The following is a 25,003-nucleotide window of genomic DNA, read 5'->3' as shown; positions in this document are numbered from 1 at the left end:
GACGCTCCGCGTCCCACTGATGGCGCAAAAGTCGCGGCCTGTGGGGTGGTGACGCGGAGCGTCACGGGATGCGTGCCCACGCAGAGCGTGGGAACGATCAAGGACTCTACATCAGTCGATGTATTCGAACACCTTCACGATCTTCTGTACGCCCGACACGCCCTGCACCAGGTTGGCGGCGCGGGTGGCTTCGGCCTGGGTCAGCAGGCCCATCATATAGACGATGCCGTTATCGGTGACGATCTTGATCCGCGAACCAGGCACCGCACTGTCGGTGAGCATCTGGGCCTTGATCTTGGTGGTCAGCAAGGCATCGTTGCTGATGGCCAGCAGGGTGATCGGGTCCATGACCTGCAGTTCGTTGTGGACCTTCTTCACGCGTTGCACGCCGGCGGCGGCTTGCTCGGCCTGGGCCTTGAGATCGGCGCGCGGGGTTTGGCCTGCCAGCAGGACTACGCCGTTGAAGCTGGTCACCACGATGCGCGAGGCACCGTTGCCCAGGTCGGTGGCCGCCTTGGCAACGTTGACCTTGACCTTGGTTTCGATCAGCGAATCATCAATGGTGCTGCCGAAGGTGCGCGTGCCCCGGTCGTCCTGGATAGGGGTGTCTCGTGTAGCGGTGATAGCCGAGCTGCAGCCGCTGATGGCGACGCACAGCGTGATGGCCAAAAGACTGAGGCGATTAACGGTCATTCTTCACTCCCGAACAGTTGGCTGTCGATCAGATCGCACAGGCAGTGGATCGCCAGCAGATGAACTTCTTGGATGCGTGCAGTGACATTGGCCGGGACGCGAATCTCCACGTCCTCCGGCAGCAGCAGCGAAGCCATGCCGCCGCCGTCGCGACCGGTCAAGGCTACGACAATCATTTCGCGATCATGTGCGGCCTGGATCGCTTGAATAATATTGGCCGAGTTGCCGCTGGTGGAAATCGCCAGCAATACATCGCCCGGCTGGCCGAGGGCGCGGATCTGCTTGGAGAAGATTTCGTTGTAGCTGTAGTCGTTGGCAATCGAAGTGATCGTCGATGAGTCGGTGGTCAAGGCAATAGCCGGCAGGCTCGGGCGCTCACGTTCGAAACGGTTGAGCAGCTCGGAGGAAAAATGCTGGGCATCGCCAGCCGAACCGCCATTGCCGCACGAAAGCATTTTGCCTTCGTTGAGCAAGGCGTTGACCATCACCTGGCTGGCTTGCTCGATGTGCGGTGCAAGTACGTCCATCGCCTGTTGCTTGGTGTCGATGCTGGCCTGGAAAAGCTGGCGAATTCGGGATTGCATGTCCATCTGTGTGACCTTAAGTAGCGCGGCTGTTTGGCACAGGTAATGTGCAGCCCGCAAAGCAAAGAGCAAAAGTGAGTGGTGAAGGTGCCCGGCGAATCAGCTGTCAAAGGCATTTTTGAGCCAGGTCAGATCAGCTGTGCCTGACGGGGTGCTTTCCATTGCAACCACATCGAAACGGCAGGGGCGGTCAGCCCAGCGATGCTCTTTTTGCAGGAAAAACTGCGCAGCGAGTATCAGCTTTTGACGCTTGCGCTCGTCGATACTGGCGAGCGCGCCACCCCATTGTGCGTGTTTTCTGTAGCGGACTTCGACGAATACTACTGTATCGCCGTCAAGCATGACCAGATCAAGCTCGCCGCGTTTACATAACCAGTTCTGCGCCAGAAGGCGCAGACCCTGTTGTTGCAGGTAGTTGAGTGCATGCAGTTCGGCATCCTTGCCGCTGTGTGCGCTGGACCGCTCGGGCATCAGCGTGGGGTATCGGGCAGGCGCTGAATGTCGCCGCCGACGAACTTCGCCCACGGCATCTGGCGATCAACGCGCTGGTTGGCGCTGATACCCAGGTTGCCCGAGAGGCCGTCGACACGGGTGTCCGGCAGTGCCTTGAGCTGGCCCAGGCGTGGCGCCAGGCGGTAGGCATCGACGCCCATCGCGTAGAGGCGGCCCAGGCTGCCATTGGCTTGCGGCCATTGCGCGGCGACCTGGTTGCGCAGTGGGTCGGTGGTATTAAGCAGCCAAGGGGTTTCGCAGAACATCACGTTGGTCATGTCCAGGTACTGGTTACGATCACCGCTGGCGCTGTACACGTGGGAGGTTGCGTATACCGGCACATCCCCGGCGTACTGGAAGTTCAGGGTCGGCTTGATCTGCTGGGCCAGTTGCGGCGTGACGGCCAGGAAGATGAACTCGATGTCCTGGCGACGCGAAGGCTGGGCGGCGACGTCGGTACCGACTGTGCTTTGCAGGCTCTTGGCGCGGCCTTCGCTCTTGCGCAGTTGGAACAGATCGGCGATCTGCTGGGCCAGGGCCACAGGTTGGTCGACATATTCAACGCCCATGACGGTACCGCCATTGGCTTCCCAATCCTGGCGGAACGCCTTGTAGACACGCTCACCCCATTCGCCACGGGGCACCATGGCGGCGGCGCGATGCAGGCCATCGGCACGGGCACGGCGCGACACTTCGCGGGCTTCGTCTTCAGCGGCCAGGCCGAATTGGAACAACTGCGCCGGGCCCTGATCGGTCTCGCTGTAGTTCAGGGCCAGGGTGGTGATCGGTAACTGCGGGCGCGCGCTGAGTTGCTTGACCAGCGGTTTTTCCAGCGGGCCGACCACCAGTTGCACACCGGCGGCCTGGGCCTTGGCATAGAACTCGTCGAGGGAGGCCAGGCGCGAGCTGTCATAGAACTCAATGACCGGCGGCTTCTGCCCGGCTTGCTCAGCCTGGTAGTGCGCCGCCATGAAGCCTTCGCGCAGCGCTTTGCCTACAGCAGCCAGCGGACCTTCCTGCGGCAGCAGCAGGGCAATCTTGTTCAGGGGCTGGCTGGCCAGTTCCTTGAGCTTGGTCAGCGGTGCTGGCAGTTGCACTGCCGCCGGGTGCCCTGGGTTCTGAGCGCGCCAGGTGTCGATGGCGGCTTGTTGTTGCTCCAGCGTACCGGCGCCCTTGACCGCCTGGGCCAGAGTGATCCAGCCATCGAGGGTCGGGTTGCCGGTAGCTTGCAGCTGTTCGGCTGGCAGCGCGGCAATCAATACCCAGATAGCCTCGTGGTTGCTGCTGGCAGCTTCAGCCGTCAGCAGGGGCGCCATGGCCACCCGCTCGCGAGCGGCGGCGAGGGTCTGGCCGTCGGCTTCATAGGCGCGTGCATGTACGGTACCGGTGCGGATCTGCTGGTCGGTCGGCAGTTCCTTCAGGTTTTGCAGGCTAGGGTGGTTCAGCGCTGCCAAGGCCGCCTTGGGCTGGTTGCGCCCCATGGCCAGTTCTGCCGCCAGGGTGCTGGCAAATACTTGCGCGGCTGGCTTCAGGGCATCCAGGGGCACTTGCGCGAGGATCTGCGAGGAGCGGCCGGGATTGTTCTGCTGGTAGGCCAGGTCCGCCGCGCTCAGGCGCAGCAACGCGGCTTTTTCTGGCGTCTTGGCGTTCGTCGCCTGTTCGAGCAGTTGCTCGATACTGGCATCGGGCGTGCGTGGCAGTTCGCCAAGACTGGAGGAGGGCGAACTGGCGCAAGCGGCCAGCAAGGCAGCGAGGCAGAGGGCGGAGAGCAGCCGCAGGCAAGCGATCATGTAAGTGTTCCTGATACCGATCAAATTAGCGTGGAAGTGTACCCAAGCACTGGCCCAGGCGCGATGTTCATGGCGTTAAACCGTGGATTTAGGTCGTGCAAATGTTGCCAATAGCTGACGGTGGCTGAAACGGCATCGGCCGTGATGGCATATTTTCAAGGCGTCTACGCGCTACAATGTGGCTTTTGCCAACCATCGAGGTGTGCGCTTTGACTGCTCCAGGTCCTTTGAATTCCACTGCTGGCTCGCTTTTTGTGGTGGCGACGCCCATTGGCAACCTGGACGACATCAGTGCCCGGGCGCTGAAGGTGTTGCGCGAGGTGAAATTGATCGCGGCAGAAGACACGCGGCACTCCCAACGGTTGATGCAGCATTTTGGTATCAGCACGCCATTAGCGGCCTGCCACGAACACAACGAACGTGAAGAGGGTAGCCGCTTTATCACGCGTCTTTTGGCGGGTGATGACGTGGCGCTGATTTCCGACGCGGGCACGCCTCTGATTTCCGATCCTGGTTACCATCTGGTCCGCCAGGCGCGCGTCGCTGGTATCAATGTAGTGCCTGTTCCAGGAGCCTGCGCGCTGATTGCTGCATTATCGGCCGCCGGGTTGCCCTCGGACCGCTTTATCTTCGAAGGCTTCCTGCCCGCCAAGGCCGTAGGGCGTCGGGCGCGTTTGCAGGCACTTAAAGAAGAGCCGCGCACCTTGATCTTCTATGAGGCCCCGCATCGCATCCTTGAGTGCCTGCAAGACATGGAGCTGGTGTTCGGCGGCGAGCGCCTGGCCTTGTTGGCCCGGGAGTTGACCAAGACCTTCGAAACCCTCAAGGGGTTGCCGCTGGAGGAACTGCGAGCGTTTGTCGAGGGCGACAGCAATCAGCAGCGCGGCGAATGCGTGGTGCTGGTAGCAGGCTGGACCGCGCCGGAGAATGAAGACGCGGTGGGCAGCGAGGCCATGCGCGTCCTCGATTTGCTGCTCAAGGAAATGCCGCTCAAGCGCGCCGCCGCCCTGGCTGCCGAAATTACCGGTGTGCGCAAGAATGTGTTGTATCAGGTCGCGCTCGATAAACAGAAGGCCGAATAGTTCCAGGGGCAAATCTGTATTTCGTCTGAACGTGATGGCAATGCTGCACTTTTAATACTTGTCCTCAAGCCGCCGTGCCGTTAACCTTCGCGGCGGAGAGTCGATTGGACAGTCGCTGCCCTCTATGAAAATTAGGGGGGGGAGGAAAGTCCGGGCTCCATAGGGCGAAGTGCCAGGTAATGCCTGGGAGGCGTGAGCCTACGGAAAGTGCCACAGAAAATAACCGCCTAAGCACTTCGGTGCCGGTAAGGGTGAAAAGGTGCGGTAAGAGCGCACCGCACGACTGGCAACAGTTCGTGGCTAGGTAAACCCCACTTGGAGCAAGACCAAATAGGGTCCCAAGGCGTGGCCCGCGCTGGGACCGGGTAGGTTGCTAAAGATGTCCAGTGATGGCCATCGTAGACGAATGACTGTTCAAGACAGAACCCGGCTTACAGATCGACTCTCCACCTTTTTTCCTTGCGTTCGAATCTCGTGCGCAAACCCGGTAGTAACGCAAGAATCCCTCCCTGCCAAATCATTGGCAGATGCATCTTCGTAATACCAAAAAAATCTTACTCTTAATAAATTACTTTAACTTTGCGCTCTAGCTCTTTGAGCTATTTGCTGTTGTTGAGTCAAAAACATCGCAAAACTCTCGTTTCTCCTCCTTTTACCCTCCTAAATCTCCGTTCTGTAAGGCTTTTCCTTGAATACGCGCCTTGACGGTGTGGTAGGCGCATTCCTATAGTGTGCGCAAGTGGCGGAAAGTGGCACAAAGTGGGTTTTTTGAACGTAAAACGCTAAAATTTGGAGAAACGCATCTGTGTTTCGCGGAGCTAACGCTATCAGTCTCGATGCAAAAGGCCGTCTCGCTATGCCGAGCCGGTATCGTGACGAGCTCATTTCGCGAAGTTCGGGGCAGTTAATCATTACGATTGACGCCGTTGATCCCTGTTTGTGTGTTTACCCCCTCGATGAGTGGGAGTTGATTGAAACCAAGTTGCGCGCGCTGCCTTCATTGCGTGAAGAAAACCGCCGACTCCAGCGTTTGCTGATCGGTAATGCCGTCGACCTTGAACTCGATGGCAGTGGTCGTTTCCTGGTGCCGCCGCGACTGCGCGAGTACGCCAAGCTCGACAAGCGCGCAATGCTGGTAGGCCAACTGAACAAGTTCCAATTGTGGGACGAAGATGCCTGGGATGCTGTGTCTGCAGCGGACCTGGCTGCTATTCAACAACCGGGCGCCATGCCTGATGAACTGCGTGATTTGATCCTGTGACTATTGATAGCGGCTTTAACCACATCACCGTACTGCTTGACGAAGCCGTCGAGGCTCTCGCCGTACGTGCCGATGGCTGCTATGTCGATGGCACATTCGGCAGGGGCGGGCATAGCCGGTTGATACTCAGCCAGCTCGGGTCCGACGGCAAACTCCTTGGGTTCGACAAAGACCCTCAAGCGATTGCCACCGGGCAAGCGCTAGCGGCCGAAGACGGCCGCTTTGTCGTTGTGCAGCGCAGCTTTGCCGAGTTGGGGGCCGAAGTTGCCGAGCGCGGCATGGCGGGCAAGGTGGCCGGGGTTCTGCTCGACCTGGGCGTGTCTTCGCCACAGCTCGATGACCCGGAGCGCGGCTTCAGTTTCATGAACGACGGCCCCCTCGATATGCGCATGGACCCTACCCGTGGGGTCAGTGCCGCACAATTCATCGCCACCGCGCCGGTGGAAGAAATCGCCCGTGTGTTCAAGGAATACGGTGAGGAGCGCTTCGCCGGTCGAATGGCGCGTGCCGTGGTCGAGCGCCGCGAAATCCAGCCGTTCGAACGCACCGCTGACCTGGCCGAAGTGCTGAAAGTGGCCAACCCTGCCTGGGAAAAGGGCAAGAACCCGGCTACCCGCGCGTTCCAGGGCCTGCGTATCCACGTCAACAACGAATTGGGCGATCTGGAGGCCGGCCTCGAAGCCGCTCTGGATGCTTTGGAAGTGGGCGGTCGCCTGGTGGTGATCAGCTTCCACTCCCTGGAAGACCGCATCGTCAAACTGTTCATGCGTCGCCTGGTCAAGGGCGAATCCGATAACCTGCCGCGCAACCTGCCGGTGCGTTTCGAAGCCTTTGTGCCGAAAATCAAAATCCATGGCAAAGCGCAGTTCGCTTCCGAAGCCGAACTCAAGGCCAACCCACGTTCCCGTAGCGCCGTCATGCGTGTTGCGGAGAAATTGCGGTGAGCAAGCTTTTCGCCAAGCCCCTCCCGGGCGGCAGCTTCTTTATGTTGCTGCTGTTTGTCGGCGTGTTGGTATCCGCGATTGCGGTGTCCTACAGCGCCCACTGGAACCGCCAGTTGCTCAATACCCTGTACGGGGAATTGAGCGTGCGTGACAAAGCCCAGGCAGAGTGGGGCCGGCTGATCCTTGAGCAAAGCACCTGGACGGCTCACAGCCGTATCGAAGTGCTGGCCACTGAACAATTGAAGATGCACATCCCTGGCGCGGCTGAAGTTCGCATGGTGGCGCCATGATGAAACTCGAAGGGGCACTCTACCCGTGGCGCTTCCGCCTGATGCTCGGCTTGCTGGCATTGATGGTGGGGGCGATTGTCTGGCGCATCTTCGACCTGCAGGTCGTCGACCGCGACTTCCTGATCGGCCAGGGTGACGCCCGCAGCCTGCGGCATATTCCGATTCCTGCGCACCGTGGCCTGATCACCGACCGTAACGGCGAGCCTCTGGCCGTCAGTACCCCGGTGACCACCCTGTGGGCCAACGCCAAGGAACTTCAAGTTGCCAAGGACAAGTGGCCTGAACTGGCCGCTGCCCTGGGGCAAGACCGCAAGGCCCTGACCGAGCGCCTGGAAGCCCAGGCCAACAAAGAATTCATCTACCTGGTGCGCGGGCTTACCCCTGAGCAAGGCCAGCAAGTGCTCGACCTTAAAATCCCCGGTGTCTACGGCATCGAGGAGTTTCGTCGTTTCTACCCGGCCGGTGAAACCACCGCGCATATGGTCGGCTTTACCGATATCGATGACCATGGTCGCGAAGGTGTCGAACTGGCCTACGACGAATGGCTGGCCGGCGTTCCCGGCAAGCGGCAGGTCATCAAGGATCGGCGCGGCAGACTGATCAAGGATGTCCAGGTCACCAAAAACGCCAAGGCCGGCAAGCCTCTGGCGTTGTCGATCGATTTGCGCCTGCAATACCTGGCCAACCGCGAACTGCGTAACGCGATCATCGAGAACGGCGCCAAGGCCGGCAGCCTGGTGATCATGGACGTGAAGACCGGCGAGATCCTCGCCATGGTCAACCAGCCGACCTACAACCCGAACAACCGTCGCAACCTTCAGCCGGCGATGATGCGTAACCGCGCGATGATCGACGTGTTCGAGCCGGGCTCGACCATGAAAGCGATCTCCATGAGCGCTGCCCTGGAAACCGGCCGCTGGAAACCCAGCGACAAGGTCGAGGTTTACCCAGGCACCTTGCAGTTGGGCAAGTACACCATTCGTGACGTGTCCCGCACCGAGGGGCCAGTGCTGGACCTGACCGGCATCCTGATCAACTCCAGTAACGTCGGCATGAGTAAGGTGGCCTTCGATATCGGCGGCGAGACTATTTATCACTTGGCGCAAAAGATCGGCCTGGGCCAACCCACCGGCCTCGACTTCCCGGGCGAGCGGGTCGGTAACCTGCCGAACTACCGCGAGTGGAGAAAAGCCGAAACTGCCACGCTGTCCTACGGCTACGGCCTGTCGGTGACCGCCATCCAGTTGGCCCACGCGTTCTCGGTATTGGCCAATAACGGCCGTATGGTTCCGCTGAGCCTGATCCACGTCGACGAAGCGCCAAAAGCCACCCAAGTGATCCCGGAAAACGTCGCCAAGACCATGCAAGGCATGCTGCAACAAGTGATCGAGGCACCGCGCGGCGTATTCCGCGCCCAGGTGCCGGCGTACCACGTTGCTGGCAAGTCCGGTACGGCGCGTAAGACCTCGGTGGGCACCAAGGGCTATGCCGAAAACTCCTACCGTTCGCTGTTCGCGGGCTTCGGCCCGATGAGCGACCCTCGCTACGCCATCGTCGTGGTCATCGACGAGCCTAGTAAAGCCGGCTACTTCGGTGGCCTGGTTTCGGCGCCGGTGTTCAGCAAAGTGATGTCCGGCACCCTGCGCTTGATGAATATCACGCCGGACAACCTGCCGCCGACGCAACAAGCCAACGCTGGTCCACCGGCTGCCGCTGTCAAAGCCAATGGAGGGCGCGGCTGATGTCTCTTAGCCTGAACAAGATTTTTGCCCATGCCGGCCACGATCTGCTGATTCGTGAGCTGACCCTGGACAGTCGTAATGTACGCGCCGGCGACCTGTTCCTGGCGGTACCTGGCGGCAAGCTCGATGGCCGTGCGCATATCGCCGATGCCCTGCAACGCGGTGCGGCTGCGGTCGCCTATGAAGTGGAAGGCGCCACCGTGCTGCCGATCACCGATGTGCCGTTGATTCCGGTCAGGGGCCTGGCTGCGCAGCTTTCTGACATCGCCGGGCGTTTCTATGGTGACCCGAGCCGCCAGCTCAACCTGGTGGGCGTGACGGGCACCAACGGCAAGACCAGCGTGACCCAATTGGTCGCCCAGGCTTTGGACCTGCTGGGTCAGCACTGCGGCATCGTCGGCACCCTGGGCACCGGTTTCTATGGCGCGCTGCAAAGCGGCCTGCACACCACGCCAAACCCGATTGCCGTGCAAGCGACCCTGGCCGACCTGAAAAAGGCCGGCGCCAAGGCGGTTGCCATGGAAGTGTCTTCCCATGGCCTGGACCAAGGGCGTGTCACTGCTCTGGCCTTTGACGTGGCGGTGATGACCAACCTGTCCCGCGATCACCTCGACTACCACGGCACTATGGAGGCGTATGCTGCCGCCAAGGCCAAGCTGTTTGCCTGGAATGACCTGAAGTGCCGGGTGGTCAACCTCGACGACGCGTTTGGCCGCCAACTGGCGGGCGAAGACAGCGACGCGCGCCTGATCAGCTATAGCCTGCAAGATGCCAGTGCCTACCTGTATTGCCGCGAAGCCCAATTCAATGATGAAGGCGTGCGCGCCACATTGGTGACGCCGCAGGGCGAGCACCACTTGCGCAGCACCTTGCTCGGGCGGTTCAACCTGAGCAACGTGCTCGCCGCTATCGGTGCATTACTGGGCCTGGACTACGCCCTGGATGAAATCCTGCGGGTACTGCCGAAGCTGGAAGGCCCGGCCGGTCGCATGCAGCGCCTGGGTGGCGGCACGCAACCGCTGGTGGTGGTCGATTACGCCCACACACCGGATGCCCTGGAAAAAGTCCTCGAAGCCCTGCGCCCACATGCCAAAGGCAAACTGCTGTGCCTGTTCGGTTGCGGCGGTGATCGCGATCGCGGCAAGCGCCCATTGATGGCCGAGATCGTCGAGCGTTTGGCCGACGGCGTACTTGTCACCGACGACAACCCGCGCAGCGAAGACCCGAGCCAGATTTTCGACGACATCCGTGTCGGTTTCAAAGACGCCTCCAAGGTCACGTTTGTGGCTGGTCGCGGCGCCGCCATTGCCCAACTGATCGCCAGTGCCGGCGCGGACGACGTCGTGGTGCTCGCGGGTAAAGGCCACGAGGACTATCAGGAAATCAACGGTGAGCGCCATGCCTTCTCCGATCTGGTCGAGGCGGATCACGCCCTGACCGCCTGGGAGGTCGCCCATGCTTAAGGCGATGACGTTCAGCGAACTGGCCCAGGCCCTGTCGGCCCGTGTGCTGTCGAACGACTGCACATTCACCGGCGTCAGTATCGACAGTCGTAACATCCAGTCGGGGCAGCTGTTTGTCGCCCTGGCCGGCCCGCGTTTCGATGGTCACGACTACCTCAACGACGTTGCCGCCAAAGGTGCCGTCGGTGCCTTGGTGCAGCGTGAAGTGGCCGATTCTGCCTTGCCGCAATTGCTGGTAGCCGACACCCGCCTGGCCCTGGGCCAACTGGGTGCGCTTAACCGTGCTGCTTTTGATAAGCCGGTGGCGGCCATTACCGGTTCCAGCGGCAAGACCACGGTCAAGGAACTGCTAGCTGGCGTCTTGCGTACGCGCGGGCCGGTACTCGCGACCCGTGGCAACCTGAACAATGATTTCGGCGCACCGCTGACCCTGCTCGAACTGGCCCCGGAACACACGGCGGCAGTGATTGAACTGGGGGCTTCGCGCATCGGCGAAATCGCCTATACCGTGGCGCTGACCCAGCCTCACGTGGCGATCATCAACAACGCCGGTACCGCCCATGTCGGTGAGTTCGGCGGCCCGGAAAAAATCGTCGAAGCCAAGGGCGAAATCCTTGAGGGCCTCGACGCCTCGGGCACTGCGGTACTGAACCTGGATGACAAGGCGTTCGAGACCTGGCGTGTACGCGCTGCCGGTCGCAAGGTCCTGACGTTTGCAGTGCTGAATGCCGCAGCCGATTTTCACGCCTCCAACATCAATGTCGATGCCCGTGGCTGCCCGTCCTTCACCTTGCACACTCCGCAAGGTGATGAGCACGTGCAGTTGAACCTGCTGGGCAACCATAACGTCGCCAACGCCTTGGCCGCCGCCGCTGCCGCCCATGCCCTGGGTGTGTCGCTGTTCGGCATTGCCACGGGCCTGGGCGCGGTGCAGCCGGTCAAGGGCCGCACTGTGGCGCAACTGGCTGGCAACGGCATGCGCGTGATTGATGACACTTACAACGCCAACCCGTCCTCCATCAATGCCGCTGTGGACCTGCTTACAGGCTTTGATGGGCGCAAGGTGCTGGTGCTGGGCGATATCGGCGAACTGGGCGATTGGGCTGAACAAGGCCACCGTGAAGTCGGCGCCTATGCCGCCGGCAAAGTGGACGCGCTCTATGCCGTTGGCACGAACATGGCTCATGCGGTCAACGCTTTCGGCCCCGGCGCGCAGCATTTCGCCAGCCAGGCCGAGCTGATCCAGGCGTTGACGGCGGCTGAACATGACAAACACACAACCATTTTGATCAAGGGATCGCGCAGCGCGGTGATGGAAAACGTCGTCGCAGCCTTGTGTGGCTCAAGTACGGAGAAACATTAATGCTGCTGCTGCTGGCTGAGTATCTGCAACAGTTCCACAAAGGCTTCGCGGTCTTCCAGTACCTGACCCTGCGCGGGATTCTGGGTGTGCTGACCGCGCTGTCTTTGTCGCTGTTTTTAGGGCCGTGGATGATCCGCACCCTGCAGAACCTGCAAATTGGTCAATCGGTTCGTAACGACGGCCCGCAGTCGCACCTGTCCAAGTCCGGCACTCCGACTATGGGCGGTGCGCTGATCCTGTCGTCCATTGGCGTCAGCACCTTGCTCTGGGCCGACCTGCATAACCGCTACGTGTGGGTGGTGTTGCTGGTGACCCTGCTGTTCGGTGCCATCGGCTGGGTGGATGACTACCGCAAAGTGATCGAGAAAAACTCCAAGGGGCTGCCAAGCCGCTGGAAGTATTTCTGGCAGTCGGTGTTCGGCCTGGCCGCCGCGATCTTCCTGTACACCACCGCGCCAAGTGCCGTGGAAACCACCTTGATTATCCCGATGCTCAAGGATGTGAGCATCCCACTGGGTGTCGGTTTTGTGGTGCTGACCTACTTCGTGATCGTCGGCTCCAGCAACGCGGTGAACCTGACCGATGGCCTCGACGGCCTGGCGATCATGCCGACGGTGATGGTGGGCGGCGCGCTCGGCATCTTCTGCTACCTCTCCGGTAACGTGAAATTCGCTGAATACCTGCTGATCCCTTATGTACCGGGCGCCGGTGAGCTGATCGTGTTCTGCGGTGCGCTGATCGGTGCCGGCCTGGGGTTCCTGTGGTTCAACACCTACCCAGCACAAGTCTTCATGGGCGACGTCGGCGCACTGGCGCTGGGCGCGGCCTTGGGCACCATCGCGGTGATCGTTCGCCAGGAAATCGTGCTGTTCATCATGGGCGGCGTGTTCGTGATGGAAACCCTGTCGGTGGTCATCCAGGTGGCGTCCTTCAAGTTGACCGGGCGCCGCGTGTTTCGCATGGCGCCGATTCACCACCACTTTGAACTCAAGGGCTGGCCTGAGCCACGCGTGATTGTCCGCTTCTGGATCATCACCGTGATTCTGGTACTGGTCGGCCTTGCCACCCTGAAACTGAGGTAGAAACGAGTGTCCCTGATCGCTTCAGACCACTTCCGCATCGTTGTCGGCCTCGGCAAGAGCGGCATGTCCCTGGTTCGCTTCCTGGCGAACCGGGGCACGTCGTTTGCCGTGGCCGATACGCGGGAAAATCCACCGGAGCTGGTCACGCTGCGCCGTGACTACCCGCACGTGGAAGTGCGTTGTGGCGAGCTGGATGTCGAGTTTCTGTGCCGTGCCGACGAGCTCTACGTGAGCCCGGGCCTGGCCCTGGCGACACCGGCCCTGCAAGCGGCTGCGGCCCGTGGCGTGAAGCTGTCTGGCGATATCGACCTGTTCGCACGCAACGCGAAGGCGCCGATCGTGGCCATCAGCGGTTCCAACGCCAAAAGCACCGTCACCACTCTGGTCGGCGAGATGGCGGCTGCGGCGGGCAAGCGTGTGGCCGTCGGCGGCAATCTTGGCGTGCCGGCACTGGATTTGCTCAGCGACGACGTCGAGTTGTACGTGATGGAGTTGTCGAGCTTCCAGCTGGAAACCACCCACGACCTGGGCGCTGAAGTGGCGACGGTATTGAACGTCAGCGAAGACCATATGGACCGCTACAGCGGCCTGCCGGCTTATCACTTGGCCAAGCACCGGATCTTCCGTGGCGCCAAGCAATTTGTCGTCAACCGTCAGGATGCCCTGAGCCGTCCGCTGATAGGCGAGGGCATGCCCTGCTGGACCTTCGGCCTGGGCAAACCGGACTTCAAAGGCTTCGGCATTCGTGAAGAGAACGGCGAGAAGTACCTGGCGTTCGAATTCCAGAACCTGATGCCGGTACGCGAACTGAAAATCCGTGGCGCACACAACCAGTCCAATGCCCTGGCGGCCTTGGCGCTCGGTCACGCGGTTGGCCTGCCGTTCGACGCCATGCTCGCGAGCCTGCGCACCTTTGCCGGGCTTGAGCATCGCTGCCAGTGGGTGCGCGACCTCAATGACGTCAGCTATTACAACGACTCCAAAGCCACCAATGTCGGTGCAGCCCTGGCGGCCATCGAAGGCCTGGGGGCCGATATCGACGGCAAGCTGGTGCTGATCGCCGGTGGTGATGGCAAGGGTGCCGACTTCAAGGACCTCAAAACTCCAGTGGCCGCCCATTGCCGCGCCGTGGTGCTGATGGGCCGCGATTCGGACCTGATCGCCGCCGCCCTCGGTGACGCTGTACCGCAAGTACGCGCAGCTTCCCTGGACGACGCCATTGCCCAGTGCAAAGCCCTGGCCCAGCCTGGCGATGCTGTGTTGCTGTCGCCCGCGTGCGCCAGCTTCGACATGTTCAAGAACTATGAAGAGCGCGGCCAACTGTTCGCCCGCGCCGTGGAGGCTTTGGCATGAGCCTCAACCTGAGAAACATCATCAAGCCATACCCGTCGCCGATCATTACCGGGCGCGGCATCGACCTCGATTTCCCGATGCTCGCCGGTTGCCTGGCGCTGCTCGGCCTGGGCCTGGTGATGATCACTTCGGCGTCCTCCGAAGTGGCCGCCGTGCAGTCGGGCAACACGCTGTACATGATGATCCGCCACCTGGTGTACCTGGTGATCGGCCTGGGCGCCTGCATCGTCACCATGATGATTCCGATTGCTACCTGGCAGCGTCTGGGTTGGCTGATGCTGATCGGTGCGTTCGGCTTGCTGGTCATGGTGATCGTGCCCGGCATCGGCCGCGAGGTGAACGGTTCGATGCGCTGGATCGGCTTCGGCGCGTTCAACGTGCAGCCGTCGGAAATCGCCAAGGTGTTCGTGGTGATCTACCTCGCCGGTTACCTGGTGCGCCGTCAGAAAGAAGTACGCGAAAGCTGGATGGGTTTCTTCAAGCCGTTCATCGTGCTGCTGCCCATGGCTGGCCTGCTGCTGATGGAGCCCGACTTCGGGGCCACGGTCGTGATGATGGGCGCCGCCGCCGCGATGCTGTTCCTGGGTGGTGTCGGGCTGTTCCGCTTCACCTTGATGGTGGTGCTGGCCGTCGCGGCGGTGACCATCCTGGTGCAGGCGCAACCCTACCGGATGGCGCGTTTGATCACCTTTACCGACCCCTGGTCCGACCAGTTCGGCTCCGGCTACCAGTTGACCCAGGCGCTGATCGCCTTCGGTCGCGGCGAGTGGCTGGGTGTGGGCCTGGGCAACAGTGTGCAGAAGCAGTTCTACCTGCCGGAAGCCCACACCGATTTCGTGTTCTCGGTATTGGCCGAAGAGTTGGGTGTGGTGGGTTCGCTGTGCACCGTGGCACTGTTTGTATTCGTCTGCGTGCGCGCCATGTACATCGGCTTGTGGGCCGAGAAGGCCAAGCAGTTCTTCGCCGCCTACGTTGCCTATGGATTGGCCTTCCTGTGGATCGGCCAGTTCCTGATCAACATCGGCGTGAACGTCGGCCTGCTGCCGACCAAGGGCCTGACCTTGCCGTTCCTCAGTTACGGCGGCAGCTCGTTGGTGATTTGCTGCGCCTGTCTCGGGTTGTTGCTGCGTATCGAGTGGGAGAGTCGCACCCACCTGGGCAGCGAAGAGATGGAGTTCAGCGAAAGCGACTTCGCCGAGGAGCCGACCCATGGGCGCTAACGTGCTGATCATGGCGGGCGGCACCGGGGGCCATGTGTTCCCGGCCCTGGCTTGCGCCCGTGAATTCCAGAACCGTGGCTACACCGTGCACTGGCTGGGTACGCCCCGTGGCATTGAAAACGAATTGGTGCCCAATGCCGGCTTGCCGCTGCATTTGATCAACGTCACCGGCCTGCGTGGCAAGAGCAAGTTGTCATTGCTCAAGGCACCGTTCGTGTTGCTCAAGGCGGTCATGCAGGCGCGCAGGATCATTCGCGAGTTGAAGCCGGTGTGTGTACTCGGCTTTGGCGGTTATGTGACCGGCCCTGGTGGTGTTGCGGCGAAACTCGCGGGTGTGCCGGTGATCGTTCACGAACAGAACGCCGTCGCCGGTACTGCCAACCGTCTGCTAGTGCCGTTGGCTGCGCGGGTGTGTGAAGCCTTCCCGAAAACCTTCGCCGCCTCCGACAAGCTTCGCACCACCGGTAACCCGGTGCGTACCGAACTGTTCATGGCCATTGCGCGTGACGCGCTGGCGGGGCGCAAGGCTCACCTGCTGATCCTGGGCGGAAGCCTGGGCGCCGAGCCGCTGAATAAATTGCTGCCTGAAGCCGTTGCGCAACTTCCTGAGGATGTGCGCCCGGAGATCTTCCACCAGGCCGGCAAGAACCACGATGAAGTCACCGCCGCGCGTTATCGCGAGGCCGGTGTAGAGGCCAATGTACAGCCCTTCATCAAAGACATGGCCCAAGCCTATGGCTGGGCCGACCTGGTGGTCTGCCGCGCTGGTGCGCTGACCGTCAGTGAACTGGCGGCCGCCGGTCTGCCGTCCTTGCTGGTGCCTTTGCCCCACGCCATCGACGATCACCAGACCCGCAACGCCGAATATTTGGCCGGGGAGGGCGCTGCCTTCCTGCTGCCGCAAAGAACGACTGGCGCCGCCGATTTGGCCGCACGCCTGACCGAGGTTTTGATGCAACCGGAACGACTCAACAGCATGGCGAGCACCGCAAGCCGCCTGGCCAAACCTGACGCAACCCGCACCGTGGTCGATATCTGCCTGGAGGTGGCCCATGGTTGAGAATCAGAAAGCCATGCCGCAACCCGAGATGCGCCGCATCCGTCGTATTCACTTCGTCGGTATCGGTGGCGTGGGCATGTGCGGGATTGCCGAAGTGTTGCTGAACCTGGGCTACCAGGTGTCCGGCTCGGACTTGAAAGAGTCGCCGGTCACCGAGCGCCTGAAGTCCTTTGGCGCACAGATCTTCATCGGCCACCGTGCCGAGAACGCCGCCGAGGCTGACGTGCTGGTGGTGTCCAGCGCCGTGAACACGTCCAACCCGGAAGTGGCCACCGCCCTTGAGCGCCGTATCCCTGTGGTGCCGCGTGCCGAGATGCTCGCCGAGCTGATGCGCTATCGCCACGGCATCGCCGTCGCCGGTACCCATGGCAAGACCACCACCACCAGCCTGATCGCCTCGGTGTTCGCCGCCGGTGGCCTGGACCCGACCTTCGTCATCGGTGGCCGCCTGAATGCAGCCGGTACCAATGCCCAGCTCGGCACCAGCCGCTACCTGATCGCCGAAGCCGATGAAAGTGACGCGAGCTTCCTGCACCTGCAACCGCTGGTTGCCGTCGTCACCAACATCGACGAAGACCACATGGCGACCTACGATGGCGACTTCAACAAGTTGAAGAAAACCTTCGTCGACTTCCTGCACAACCTGCCGTTCTACGGGTTGGCGGTGGTGTGCCTGGACGACCCGGTGGTGCGTGAAATCCTGCCCCAGGTCAAACGCCCTACCGTGACCTACGGCTTCAGCGAAGACGCCGACGTGCGCGCAATCAATGTGCGCCAGGAAGGCATGCAAACCTTCTTCACCGTGCTGCGCCCCGATCGCGAGCCGCTGGACGTGTCGGTGAACATGCCGGGCAACCACAACGTGCTGAACTCTTTGGCGACCATCTGCATTGCCACCGATGAAGGCGTCAGCGATGAAGCCATCGTCGAGGGCCTGTCGCGCTTTGCCGGTGTGGGCCGTCGCTTCCAGGTCTACGGCCAACTGCCGGTTGAAGGTGGTGACGTGATGCTGGTGGACGACTACGGGCACCACCCGACCGAAGTTGCGGCCGTTATCAAGGCCGTGCGCGGTGGTTGGCCGGAGCGCCGGCTGGTTATGGTGTACCAGCCGCACCGCTACAGCCGCACCCGCGACCTGTACGACGATTTCGTCAATGTACTGGCCGATGCCAACGTGCTGCTGCTGATGGAAGTCTACCCGGCCGGTGAAGAACCGATCCCGGGCGCTGACAGCCGCAAGTTGTGCAACAGCATCCGCCAGCGCGGCCAGTTGGACCCGATCTACATCGAGCGTGGCGTGGACCTGGCGCCTATCGTCAAGCCGCTGCTGCGCGCCGGCGACATCCTGCTGTGCCAGGGCGCCGGTGATATCGGTGGCCTTGCGCCCAAGTTGCTGGCGAGCCCGCTGTTTGCAGCCGCCGCCAAGGGGAAGTCGAAATGACCACTGATTACGGCTCCCTGTTTTCCACCCTTGCGCCTGCCGACTTCGGTCGCGTGGCCGTGTTGTTCGGCGGCAAGAGCGCTGAGCGCGAAGTGTCGCTCAAGTCCGGCAATGCGGTGCTTGAGGCGCTGCAAAGTGCTGGCGTGAATGCCTTCGGTATCGATGTGGGCGATGACTTCCTTGCCCGTCTGCAGGCTGAAAAAATCGACCGCGCCTTTCTCATTCTTCACGGCCGCGGCGGTGAGGACGGCAGCATGCAGGGCCTGCTCGAATGCGCCGGCATCCCTTACACCGGCAGCGGCATCCTCGCATCGGCCTTGGCGATGGACAAGTTGCGCACCAAGCAGGTGTGGCACAGCCTGAGCATTCCGACCCCACGTCACGCCGTACTGTGCAGTGAAGACGATTGTATTTCTGCGGCCAAGGAACTGGGCCTGCCTTTGATCGTCAAACCAGCCCATGAAGGCTCCAGTATCGGCATGGCCAAAGTGAACTCGGCCGCCGAATTGATCGACGCATGGAAAGCGGCAAGTACCTACGATTCGCAAGTGTTGGTGGAACAGTGGATTTCCGGTCCCGAGTACACCATCGCCACCCTGCGTGGCCAGGTATTGCCGCCCATCGCTTTGGGCACGCCCCACACCTTTTATGACTACGACGCCAAGTACCTGGCTTCCGATACTCAGTACCGGATCCCGTGTGGGCTCGAAGCAACCAAGGAACAGGAATTGATGGACCTCACGGCGAAAGCCTGTGAGGCGCTGGGTATCGCCGGTTGGGCGCGGGCAGACGTGATGCAGGATGACCAAGGGAATTTCTGGTTCCTTGAAGTCAACACCGCACCGGGCATGACCGACCACAGCCTGGTTCCCATGGCAGCCCGTGCCGCCGGTCTGGATTTCCAGCAGTTAGTGCTGGCGATCCTGGCCGACAGCATTGAGCCAAGAGGCTAAACACATGAACGGCGCATCGCTTCGTCATCAGCCCCCACAAGCACCGAGCCGCAAGCCGGTGCCACGGGGTGCAAGCCGAATGGTGGCTAAAGAGCCGATGTCGGCGCGCCTGCCAAAAGCCAACTTTGGTTTTATCAAGGCGCTGTTCTGGCCGGTGCTGCTGGTGGTGCTGGGCTTTGGCACGTACGAAGGCGCGCAGCGTCTGTTGCCGTATGCCGACCGGCCGATCACCAAGATCAGCGTGCAGGGCGACTTGAGCTACATCAGCCAGCAAGCGGTACAGCAGCGCATCGGCCCATACCTGGCGGCGAGCTTCTTTACCATCGACCTGGCTGGCATGCGCTCGGAGCTGGAACAGATGCCGTGGATCGCCCACGCCGAAGTTCGCCGTGTATGGCCGGACCAGGTCACGATCCGCCTGGAAGAACAACTGCCCGTGGCCCGTTGGGGCGATGAAGCGCTGTTGAACAACCAGGGCCAGGCGTTCACCCCGCGTGAGCTGGCCAATTATGAACACCTGCCGCAGCTGTTCGGGCCGCAGCGGGCGCAGCAGCAAGTGATGCAGCAGTACCAGGCCTTGAGCCAGATGCTGCGGCCACTGGGCTTCTCCATTGCACGCCTGGAATTGCGTGAGCGGGGCAGCTGGTTTTTGACGACCGGGGCAGGCAGTTCCGGCCCGGGCATCGAGTTGTTGCTGGGACGCGACCGCTTGGTGGAAAAGATGCGCCGCTTTATTGCCATCTATGAAAAAACCTTGAAAGAACAGATTACGAACATTGCGAGCGTCGACCTGCGTTACGCCAACGGCCTGGCCGTCGGCTGGCGTACACCGGCTGCGCCCACGGCAGCACAACCCGCTGTCGCGAAGAATTAAGAAGAGGCAGGACCCATGGTAAACGTGCAAAGCGGCAAAATGATCGTCGGTCTCGATATCGGCACCTCCAAGGTGGTGGCGCTGGTGGGCGAGGTCGGGGAAGACGGCGCGATCGAAATCGTCGGTATTGGCACGCATCCGTCCCGGGGCCTGAAGAAGGGCGTGGTGGTGAACATCGAGTCCACCGTGCAGTCGATCCAGCGCGCTATCGAAGAAGCGCAGCTGATGGCCGGTTGCCGGATTCACTCGGCGTTCGTCGGCGTGGCGGGCAACCACATCCGTAGCCTGAACTCCCACGGCATCGTGGCGATCCGCGACCGTGAAGTCAGCTCGGCCGACCTTGAGCGCGTCCTCGACGCCGCCCAGGCCGTGGCGATCCCGGCGGACCAGCGCGTGCTGCACACCCTGCCGCAGGACTACGTGATCGACAACCAGGAAGGCGTGCGCGAGCCCCTGGGCATGTCGGGCGTTCGCCTGGAAGCCAAGGTTCACGTGGTGACCTGCGCCGTCAACGCCGCACAGAACATTGAAAAATGCGTGCGCCGCTGCGGCCTGGAAATCGACGACATCATTCTCGAGCAGTTGGCCTCGGCCTACTCGGTACTGACCGACGACGAAAAAGAGCTGGGCGTGTGCCTGGTGGACATCGGCGGCGGCACCACCGACATCGCGATCTTCACCGAGGGTGCGATTCGTCACACCGCCGTGATCCCGATTGCCGGCGACCAGGTCACCAACGACATCGCCATGGCGTTGCGCACACCGACCCAGTACGCCGAAGAAATCAAGATCCGCTACGCCTGCGCCCTGGCCAAGCTGGCCGGTGCCGGTGAGACCATCAAGGTGCCAAGCGTGGGTGATCGTCCACCCCGCGAGCTGTCGCGCCAGGCCCTGGCCGAAGTGGTCGAGCCACGCTACGACGAGCTGTTCACCCTGATTCAGGCTGAACTGCGCCGCAGCGGCTACGAAGATTTGATCCCGGCCGGCATCGTGCTGACCGGTGGTACCTCGAAGATGGAAGGCGCGGTCGAGTTGGCCGAAGAGATCTTCCACATGCCGGTGCGCCTGGGCGTGCCCCATGGCGTGAAGGGCCTGGGCGACGTGGTGCGCAACCCGATTTATTCCACCGGTGTGGGCTTGCTGTTGTACGGGCTGCAAAAGCAGACCGACGGCATTTCCCTGTCGGGCCCGAGCATCCGTGACAGCTACCGCAGCGATGACGATGAGAAAGCGCCGCTGCTGGACCGGATCAAAAGCTGGGTACAAGGCAATTTCTAAAGATTTACCGCGACACCGCAACACCCGCAACAAGCAGTAGGCGAAAAAACTAGAGAAAATGAAAGGAGAGGGAACATGTTCGAACTCGTAGACAACATCCCCGCTAGCCCGGTTATCAAAGTAATCGGTGTCGGCGGTGGCGGCGGCAACGCTGTCAACCACATGGTCAAGAGCAACATTGAAGGCGTTGAGTTCATCTGCGCCAACACTGATGCCCAGGCGCTCAAAAGCATCGGCGCGCGGACCATCCTGCAATTGGGCACCGCGGTGACCAAAGGCCTCGGCGCTGGCGCCAATCCGGAAGTCGGCCGTCAAGCCGCCCTGGAAGACCGCGAGCGTATTGCCGAAGTGCTGCAAGGCACCAACATGGTGTTCATCACCACCGGCATGGGCGGCGGTACCGGTACCGGTGCTGCACCGATCATTGCCGAAGTGGCCAAGGAAATGGGGATTCTGACCGTTGCTGTCGTGACGCGTCCGTTCCCGTTCGAAGGCCGCAAGCGCATGCAGATCGCCGACGAAGGTATCCGTCTGCTGTCTGAAAGCGTCGACTCGTTGATCACCATCCCCAACGAGAAACTGCTGACCATCCTGGGCAAGGACGCAAGCCTGCTGTCTGCGTTCGCCAAGGCTGACGATGTACTGGCCGGTGCCGTTCGCGGTATCTCCGACATCATCAAGCGTCCGGGCATGATCAACGTCGACTTTGCCGACGTTCGTACGGTCATGAGCGAAATGGGCATGGCGATGATGGGCACTGGCTGCGCCAGCGGTCCGAACCGTGCACGCGAGGCCACCGAAGCGGCCATCCGCAACCCGTTGCTCGAAGACGTGAACCTGCAAGGCGCACGCGGCATCCTGGTGAACATCACCGCCGGTCCCGACCTGTCCCTGGGTGAGTACTCCGACGTGGGTAGCATCATCGAAGCCTTCGCGTCCGAGCACGCCATGGTCAAGGTGGGTACCGTTATCGATCCGGACATGCGCGACGAACTGCATGTAACCGTGGTTGCGACCGGCCTGGGTGCGAAAATCGAGAAGCCTGTAAAGGTCATCGACAACACCCTGCACACTAGCCAGGCCAGCCAGGCAACTGCTGCCCCAGCCCCTGCTCGCCAGGAACTGCCGTCGGTGAACTACCGTGACCTGGACCGTCCGACCGTGATGCGCAACCAGGCTCAGGCCGGTGCTGCGGCGTCCCGTAGCCCGAATCCGCAAGATGACCTGGACTACCTGGACATCCCGGCATTCCTGCGTCGTCAGGCCGATTAATGGAATGTATCAGGGCTATGAAGGTGATTGGTGTTCAGCAAAGGTCTGGTCTGTTATTATCGCCAGCCTTTGTTGATACCAGTTCGCAATTTGCGCTGAAGCGGTCCAAGCCATGATTAAACAACGCACCCTGAAGAATATTATCCGTGCCACAGGTGTAGGTCTGCACTCCGGGGAGAAGGTATACCTGACCCTCAAGCCCGCACCTGTCGACACCGGCATCGTGTTTGTTCGTGCCGACCTGGACCCTGTGGTGCAGATTCCTGCTCGCGCGGAAAACGTTGGCGAAACCACGATGTCGACCACTCTGGTCAACGGTGACGTCAAAGTGGACACGGTGGAGCACTTGCTCTCGGCCATGGCTGGCCTGGGCATCGATAACGCCTACGTCGAGCTCTCCGCGTCCGAAGTCCCGATCATGGATGGCAGCGCTGGACCCTTCGTATTCTTGATTCAATCTGCCGGCCTGGAAGAACAGGACGCAGCCAAGAAGTTCATTCGCATTCTGCGGGAAGTGACAGTAGAAGACGGCGACAAGCGCGCCACCTTCGTCCCGTTCGAAGGCTTTAAAGTGAGCTTTGAGATCGATTTCGATCACCCGGTATTCCGTGACCGCACCCAAAGTGCAAGCGTGGATTTTTCCAGCACTTCGTTTGTAAAAGAAGTCAGCCGCGCCCGTACCTTTGGTTTCATGAGTGACATCGAGTACCTGCGCAAGCACAACCTCGCACTCGGCGGCAGCGTGGAAAACGCCATTGTGGTCGACGCGGATGGTGTACTGAACGAAGACGGCCTTCGCTACGAAGACGAATTCGTGAAGCACAAGATCCTCGATGCAATCGGTGACCTCTACCTGCTGGGCAATAGCCTGATAGGCGAGTTCAAAGGCTTCAAGTCGGGCCACGCCCTTAACAACCAGCTGCTGCGCAAGTTGATTGAGCAGACAGACGCTTGGGAAGTCGTGACCTTCGAAGATGCCAGCACCGCACCGATCTCTTACATGCGTCCCGTTGCGGCGGTGTAAGTAACAACTCTCTTTCTTTAGTTTTGAAAGGCTGCCTTCAGGTGGCCTTTTTTTATGCCTGACGAATATCCAAATGTGGGAGCTGGCTTGCCTGCGATAGCGGTCGGCCAGTTAGCTTATAGATAGCTGCCCCACCGCCATCGCAGGCAAGCCAGCTCCCACACCTGACCTCATCAGTTTGAGGTCTTTGAAACATCCACTATCCGGTTACGGCCGCTGTGCTTGGCCTGATACAACGCTTGGTCAGCCTTGAGCAGCAGGTCTTCAAGGGAAATACGGCTGTGCTTTTGCCAAGTACTCATGCCGATGCTCACCGTGATTGGTTGCTCATCCCCGGCCTTGCGCGGCAAGTGCTGGACCCCCTTGCGGATATGCTCGGCGATCACCCACGCCCCCTTGGCGTCGGTATTGGGTAACACCACCGCGAACTCCTCTCCGCCATAGCGCGCCGCCAGGTCGGCAGGGCGGCGGATATGGCTGGCGATCACCTGCGCGACTGCGCGCAACGCCTCATCGCCGCCCTGGTGGCCGTGGCGGTCGTTGAAGGCCTTGAAGTGGTCCACATCGATCATCAGCACACTCAACGACTCGATGGAGCGTTGTGCCCGGTCCCATTCCAGCCGCAAGCGTTCGTCCAGCGTGCGGCGGTTGGCCAGGCCGGTAAGGGCGTCGGTGGCTGCCAGTTCTGACAGCACCTGTTCGGCGCGATGGCGACGGCGCAGCTCCATGCACAGTGCCCAGGTCAGCCACAACAGGCCCACGCACAACACTCCGGTCGCGATGCTGACCAGCCACGCCGCGCGTCGCCAGGGGGCGAACATTTCATTGCTGGACAAGGCCACTGCCACGATCAGCGGCAAGTTGCCCACATTCGAAAAACTGTAGAGCCGTGCCTGGCGATCGACACTGGAGATACTTTGGAAGCTGCCGTCCCGTTCGCGCAGCATGCGCGCCACATTCGGGCGCTGGCTCAGGTCCTTGTCGACGATATCTGCTTCCAGCAGAGGCTCTTGCGCCAGCAGGATGCCTTGGTGGTTGAGCAGGTTGATGGTGCTGTTGCTGCCGATGTTCAAGCTGCTGAATAACTGATGAAAGTACGACAGGCGCATGGACGCGACTGCCACTCCCAGGAAGCGCCCATCCGGTGACGAAACGCGACGGCTGAACGCGATGCGCCAGGGGTCGGCACACTGGCAGCGCGCCATGAACGGACGGCTGATATACAGGCCCAGGTCGGGGTTGGTGCGGTGCGCCCGAAAGTAGTCCCGGTCGGCAAAGTTACCCAGTTTGGGCGTGAGCAGGGAGGAATCGGCAATCACCTCGCCAGCCGGGTCCAACAGCAGGATATCGCCCTTGTAGGGCGCCGCTGCGGAACGATCGAACAGCACCAAATGACGGATGCTCTCTGAAACGTCTTGCAGGTCGGTGCGCTCGGTGGCGCTGATCAAGCCTTTGAGGGCCATGTCGTAAAGTTCGACATTGCGCAGCACGTCAGCGTCGATCAATTGGGTGATGGTGTTGGCGGTGCGCTTGGCCGTCTGCAGGGTGTTGGCATGTTCACGAATCAGCAGCGCAGTGACGACCCCCACGATCAGCAACACCGTGAGCGTGCTGCCCAGGATCAGCAGGCGCTCCGGGCGGCGGTTGGGGCGGGTAGGGCTTGAACTCATCGGGCACACTTCTGCATTGAGAATGCCCTTAGCGTAGTAGCAACTCTTAAATATGGCGCAAAGCCAACCTGT

22 protein-coding genes and 1 other RNA gene are annotated in these 25,003 nt (G+C 61.2%); 18 read left to right on the top strand and 5 right to left on the bottom strand.

The window, feature by feature from the left end:
• Window positions 1–111 precede the first annotated feature (111 nt).
• The 4 genes from AC4PS6_RS27035 to AC4PS6_RS27020 form a co-directional block, all read right to left on the bottom strand.
• The gene (locus AC4PS6_RS27035; protein ID WP_003188655.1) at window positions 112–693 is read right to left on the bottom strand and encodes a BON domain-containing protein; all 582 of its coding nucleotides are present in this window, start codon (window positions 691–693) and stop codon (window positions 112–114) included.
• Window positions 690–1,283 (bottom strand): phosphoheptose isomerase, encoded by a 594-nt coding sequence (locus AC4PS6_RS27030; protein ID WP_007904374.1) that lies wholly within the window; start codon window positions 1,281–1,283, stop codon window positions 690–692. Before AC4PS6_RS27030 ends, AC4PS6_RS27035 begins: the two co-directional genes overlap by 4 nt.
• 93 nt (window positions 1,284–1,376) lie before the next feature.
• Complete coding sequence (locus AC4PS6_RS27025; protein ID WP_133633243.1) at window positions 1,377–1,748, bottom strand: YraN family protein; 372 nt, start codon at window positions 1,746–1,748, stop codon at window positions 1,377–1,379.
• Window positions 1,748–3,559 carry a penicillin-binding protein activator gene (locus AC4PS6_RS27020; RefSeq protein ID WP_014716968.1) on the bottom strand — a complete coding sequence of 604 codons (1,812 nt, stop codon included), beginning with the start codon at window positions 3,557–3,559 and terminating at the stop codon, window positions 1,748–1,750. Before AC4PS6_RS27020 ends, AC4PS6_RS27025 begins: the two co-directional genes overlap by 1 nt.
• A gap of 176 nt (window positions 3,560–3,735) precedes the next feature.
• On the opposite strand from AC4PS6_RS27020, the gene rsmI reads away from it, so the two are divergent.
• The 18 genes from rsmI (at window position 3,736) to lpxC (ending at window position 23,261) form a co-directional block, all read left to right on the top strand.
• Window positions 3,736–4,641, top strand: a complete 906-nt coding sequence (gene rsmI / locus AC4PS6_RS27015) for a 16S rRNA (cytidine(1402)-2'-O)-methyltransferase (RefSeq protein ID WP_102666466.1) — start codon at window positions 3,736–3,738, stop codon at window positions 4,639–4,641.
• A gap of 96 nt (window positions 4,642–4,737) precedes the next feature.
• Window positions 4,738–5,091, top strand: an RNA gene (rnpB, locus tag AC4PS6_RS27010) — RNase P RNA component class A.
• 355 nt (window positions 5,092–5,446) lie between these two features.
• Window positions 5,447–5,902 (top strand): division/cell wall cluster transcriptional repressor MraZ, encoded by a 456-nt coding sequence (gene mraZ / locus AC4PS6_RS27005; RefSeq protein ID WP_003171868.1) that lies wholly within the window; start codon window positions 5,447–5,449, stop codon window positions 5,900–5,902.
• Window positions 5,899–6,846 carry a 16S rRNA (cytosine(1402)-N(4))-methyltransferase RsmH gene (rsmH, locus tag AC4PS6_RS27000; RefSeq protein WP_003188661.1) on the top strand — a complete coding sequence of 316 codons (948 nt, stop codon included), beginning with the start codon at window positions 5,899–5,901 and terminating at the stop codon, window positions 6,844–6,846. The genes mraZ and rsmH overlap by 4 nt, the downstream gene beginning before the upstream one ends.
• Window positions 6,843–7,136 carry a cell division protein FtsL gene (gene ftsL / locus AC4PS6_RS26995; RefSeq protein WP_003188663.1) on the top strand — a complete coding sequence of 98 codons (294 nt, stop codon included), beginning with the start codon at window positions 6,843–6,845 and terminating at the stop codon, window positions 7,134–7,136. Before rsmH ends, ftsL begins: the two co-directional genes overlap by 4 nt.
• Window positions 7,136–8,878, top strand: a complete 1,743-nt coding sequence (locus AC4PS6_RS26990; RefSeq protein ID WP_019816949.1) for a peptidoglycan D,D-transpeptidase FtsI family protein — start codon at window positions 7,136–7,138, stop codon at window positions 8,876–8,878. The genes ftsL and AC4PS6_RS26990 overlap by 1 nt, the downstream gene beginning before the upstream one ends.
• Entirely contained in the window at window positions 8,878–10,341 is a 1,464-nt protein-coding gene (locus tag AC4PS6_RS26985; protein ID WP_019816948.1) for a UDP-N-acetylmuramoyl-L-alanyl-D-glutamate--2,6-diaminopimelate ligase, read from the top strand. The genes AC4PS6_RS26990 and AC4PS6_RS26985 overlap by 1 nt, the downstream gene beginning before the upstream one ends.
• Window positions 10,334–11,704 carry a UDP-N-acetylmuramoyl-tripeptide--D-alanyl-D-alanine ligase gene (locus AC4PS6_RS26980; RefSeq protein WP_336827006.1) on the top strand — a complete coding sequence of 457 codons (1,371 nt, stop codon included), beginning with the start codon at window positions 10,334–10,336 and terminating at the stop codon, window positions 11,702–11,704. The genes AC4PS6_RS26985 and AC4PS6_RS26980 overlap by 8 nt, the downstream gene beginning before the upstream one ends.
• Window positions 11,704–12,786: a phospho-N-acetylmuramoyl-pentapeptide-transferase gene (mraY, locus tag AC4PS6_RS26975; protein ID WP_003188670.1), complete on the top strand. Its 1,083-nt coding sequence runs from the start codon at window positions 11,704–11,706 to the stop codon at window positions 12,784–12,786. The genes AC4PS6_RS26980 and mraY overlap by 1 nt, the downstream gene beginning before the upstream one ends.
• Window positions 12,787–12,792: 6 nt before the next feature.
• Window positions 12,793–14,139: a UDP-N-acetylmuramoyl-L-alanine--D-glutamate ligase gene (gene murD, locus AC4PS6_RS26970; RefSeq protein ID WP_014716972.1), complete on the top strand. Its 1,347-nt coding sequence runs from the start codon at window positions 12,793–12,795 to the stop codon at window positions 14,137–14,139.
• Entirely contained in the window at window positions 14,136–15,359 is a 1,224-nt protein-coding gene (gene ftsW, locus AC4PS6_RS26965; RefSeq protein WP_003188673.1) for a putative lipid II flippase FtsW, read from the top strand. Before murD ends, ftsW begins: the two co-directional genes overlap by 4 nt.
• Entirely contained in the window at window positions 15,349–16,419 is a 1,071-nt protein-coding gene (gene murG, locus AC4PS6_RS26960) for an undecaprenyldiphospho-muramoylpentapeptide beta-N-acetylglucosaminyltransferase (protein ID WP_019816945.1), read from the top strand. The genes ftsW and murG overlap by 11 nt, the downstream gene beginning before the upstream one ends.
• Window positions 16,412–17,860 carry a UDP-N-acetylmuramate--L-alanine ligase gene (murC, locus tag AC4PS6_RS26955; RefSeq protein ID WP_003188677.1) on the top strand — a complete coding sequence of 483 codons (1,449 nt, stop codon included), beginning with the start codon at window positions 16,412–16,414 and terminating at the stop codon, window positions 17,858–17,860. Before murG ends, murC begins: the two co-directional genes overlap by 8 nt.
• A complete protein-coding gene (locus tag AC4PS6_RS26950) occupies window positions 17,857–18,813 on the top strand; it encodes a D-alanine--D-alanine ligase (protein WP_106111002.1) in 957 nt (318 codons plus the stop codon). The genes murC and AC4PS6_RS26950 overlap by 4 nt, the downstream gene beginning before the upstream one ends.
• Before the next feature lie 4 nt (window positions 18,814–18,817).
• On the top strand, window positions 18,818–19,687 hold the full coding sequence (locus AC4PS6_RS26945; protein ID WP_019816943.1) for a cell division protein FtsQ/DivIB: 870 nt from the start codon (window positions 18,818–18,820) through the stop codon (window positions 19,685–19,687).
• A 15-nt stretch (window positions 19,688–19,702) separates the two neighbouring features.
• Window positions 19,703–20,965, top strand: a complete 1,263-nt coding sequence (gene ftsA, locus AC4PS6_RS26940) for a cell division protein FtsA (RefSeq protein ID WP_336827004.1) — start codon at window positions 19,703–19,705, stop codon at window positions 20,963–20,965.
• Between the two features lie 75 nt (window positions 20,966–21,040).
• Window positions 21,041–22,237: a cell division protein FtsZ gene (ftsZ, locus tag AC4PS6_RS26935; protein WP_014716977.1), complete on the top strand. Its 1,197-nt coding sequence runs from the start codon at window positions 21,041–21,043 to the stop codon at window positions 22,235–22,237.
• A 112-nt stretch (window positions 22,238–22,349) separates the two neighbouring features.
• On the top strand, window positions 22,350–23,261 hold the full coding sequence (gene lpxC, locus AC4PS6_RS26930) for a UDP-3-O-acyl-N-acetylglucosamine deacetylase (protein WP_003171886.1): 912 nt from the start codon (window positions 22,350–22,352) through the stop codon (window positions 23,259–23,261).
• Between the two features lie 173 nt (window positions 23,262–23,434).
• On the opposite strand, the gene AC4PS6_RS26925 is transcribed toward lpxC, so the two are convergent.
• The gene (locus tag AC4PS6_RS26925; RefSeq protein WP_014716978.1) at window positions 23,435–24,931 is read right to left on the bottom strand and encodes a GGDEF domain-containing protein; all 1,497 of its coding nucleotides are present in this window, start codon (window positions 24,929–24,931) and stop codon (window positions 23,435–23,437) included.
• Window positions 24,932–25,003 lie beyond the last annotated feature (72 nt).

Source organism: Pseudomonas sp. DW-iso17 (genome assembly GCF_058725345.1).
Note: the sequence above shows the minus strand (reverse complement) of the source record. Positions and strands in the feature narration are given on the sequence as shown.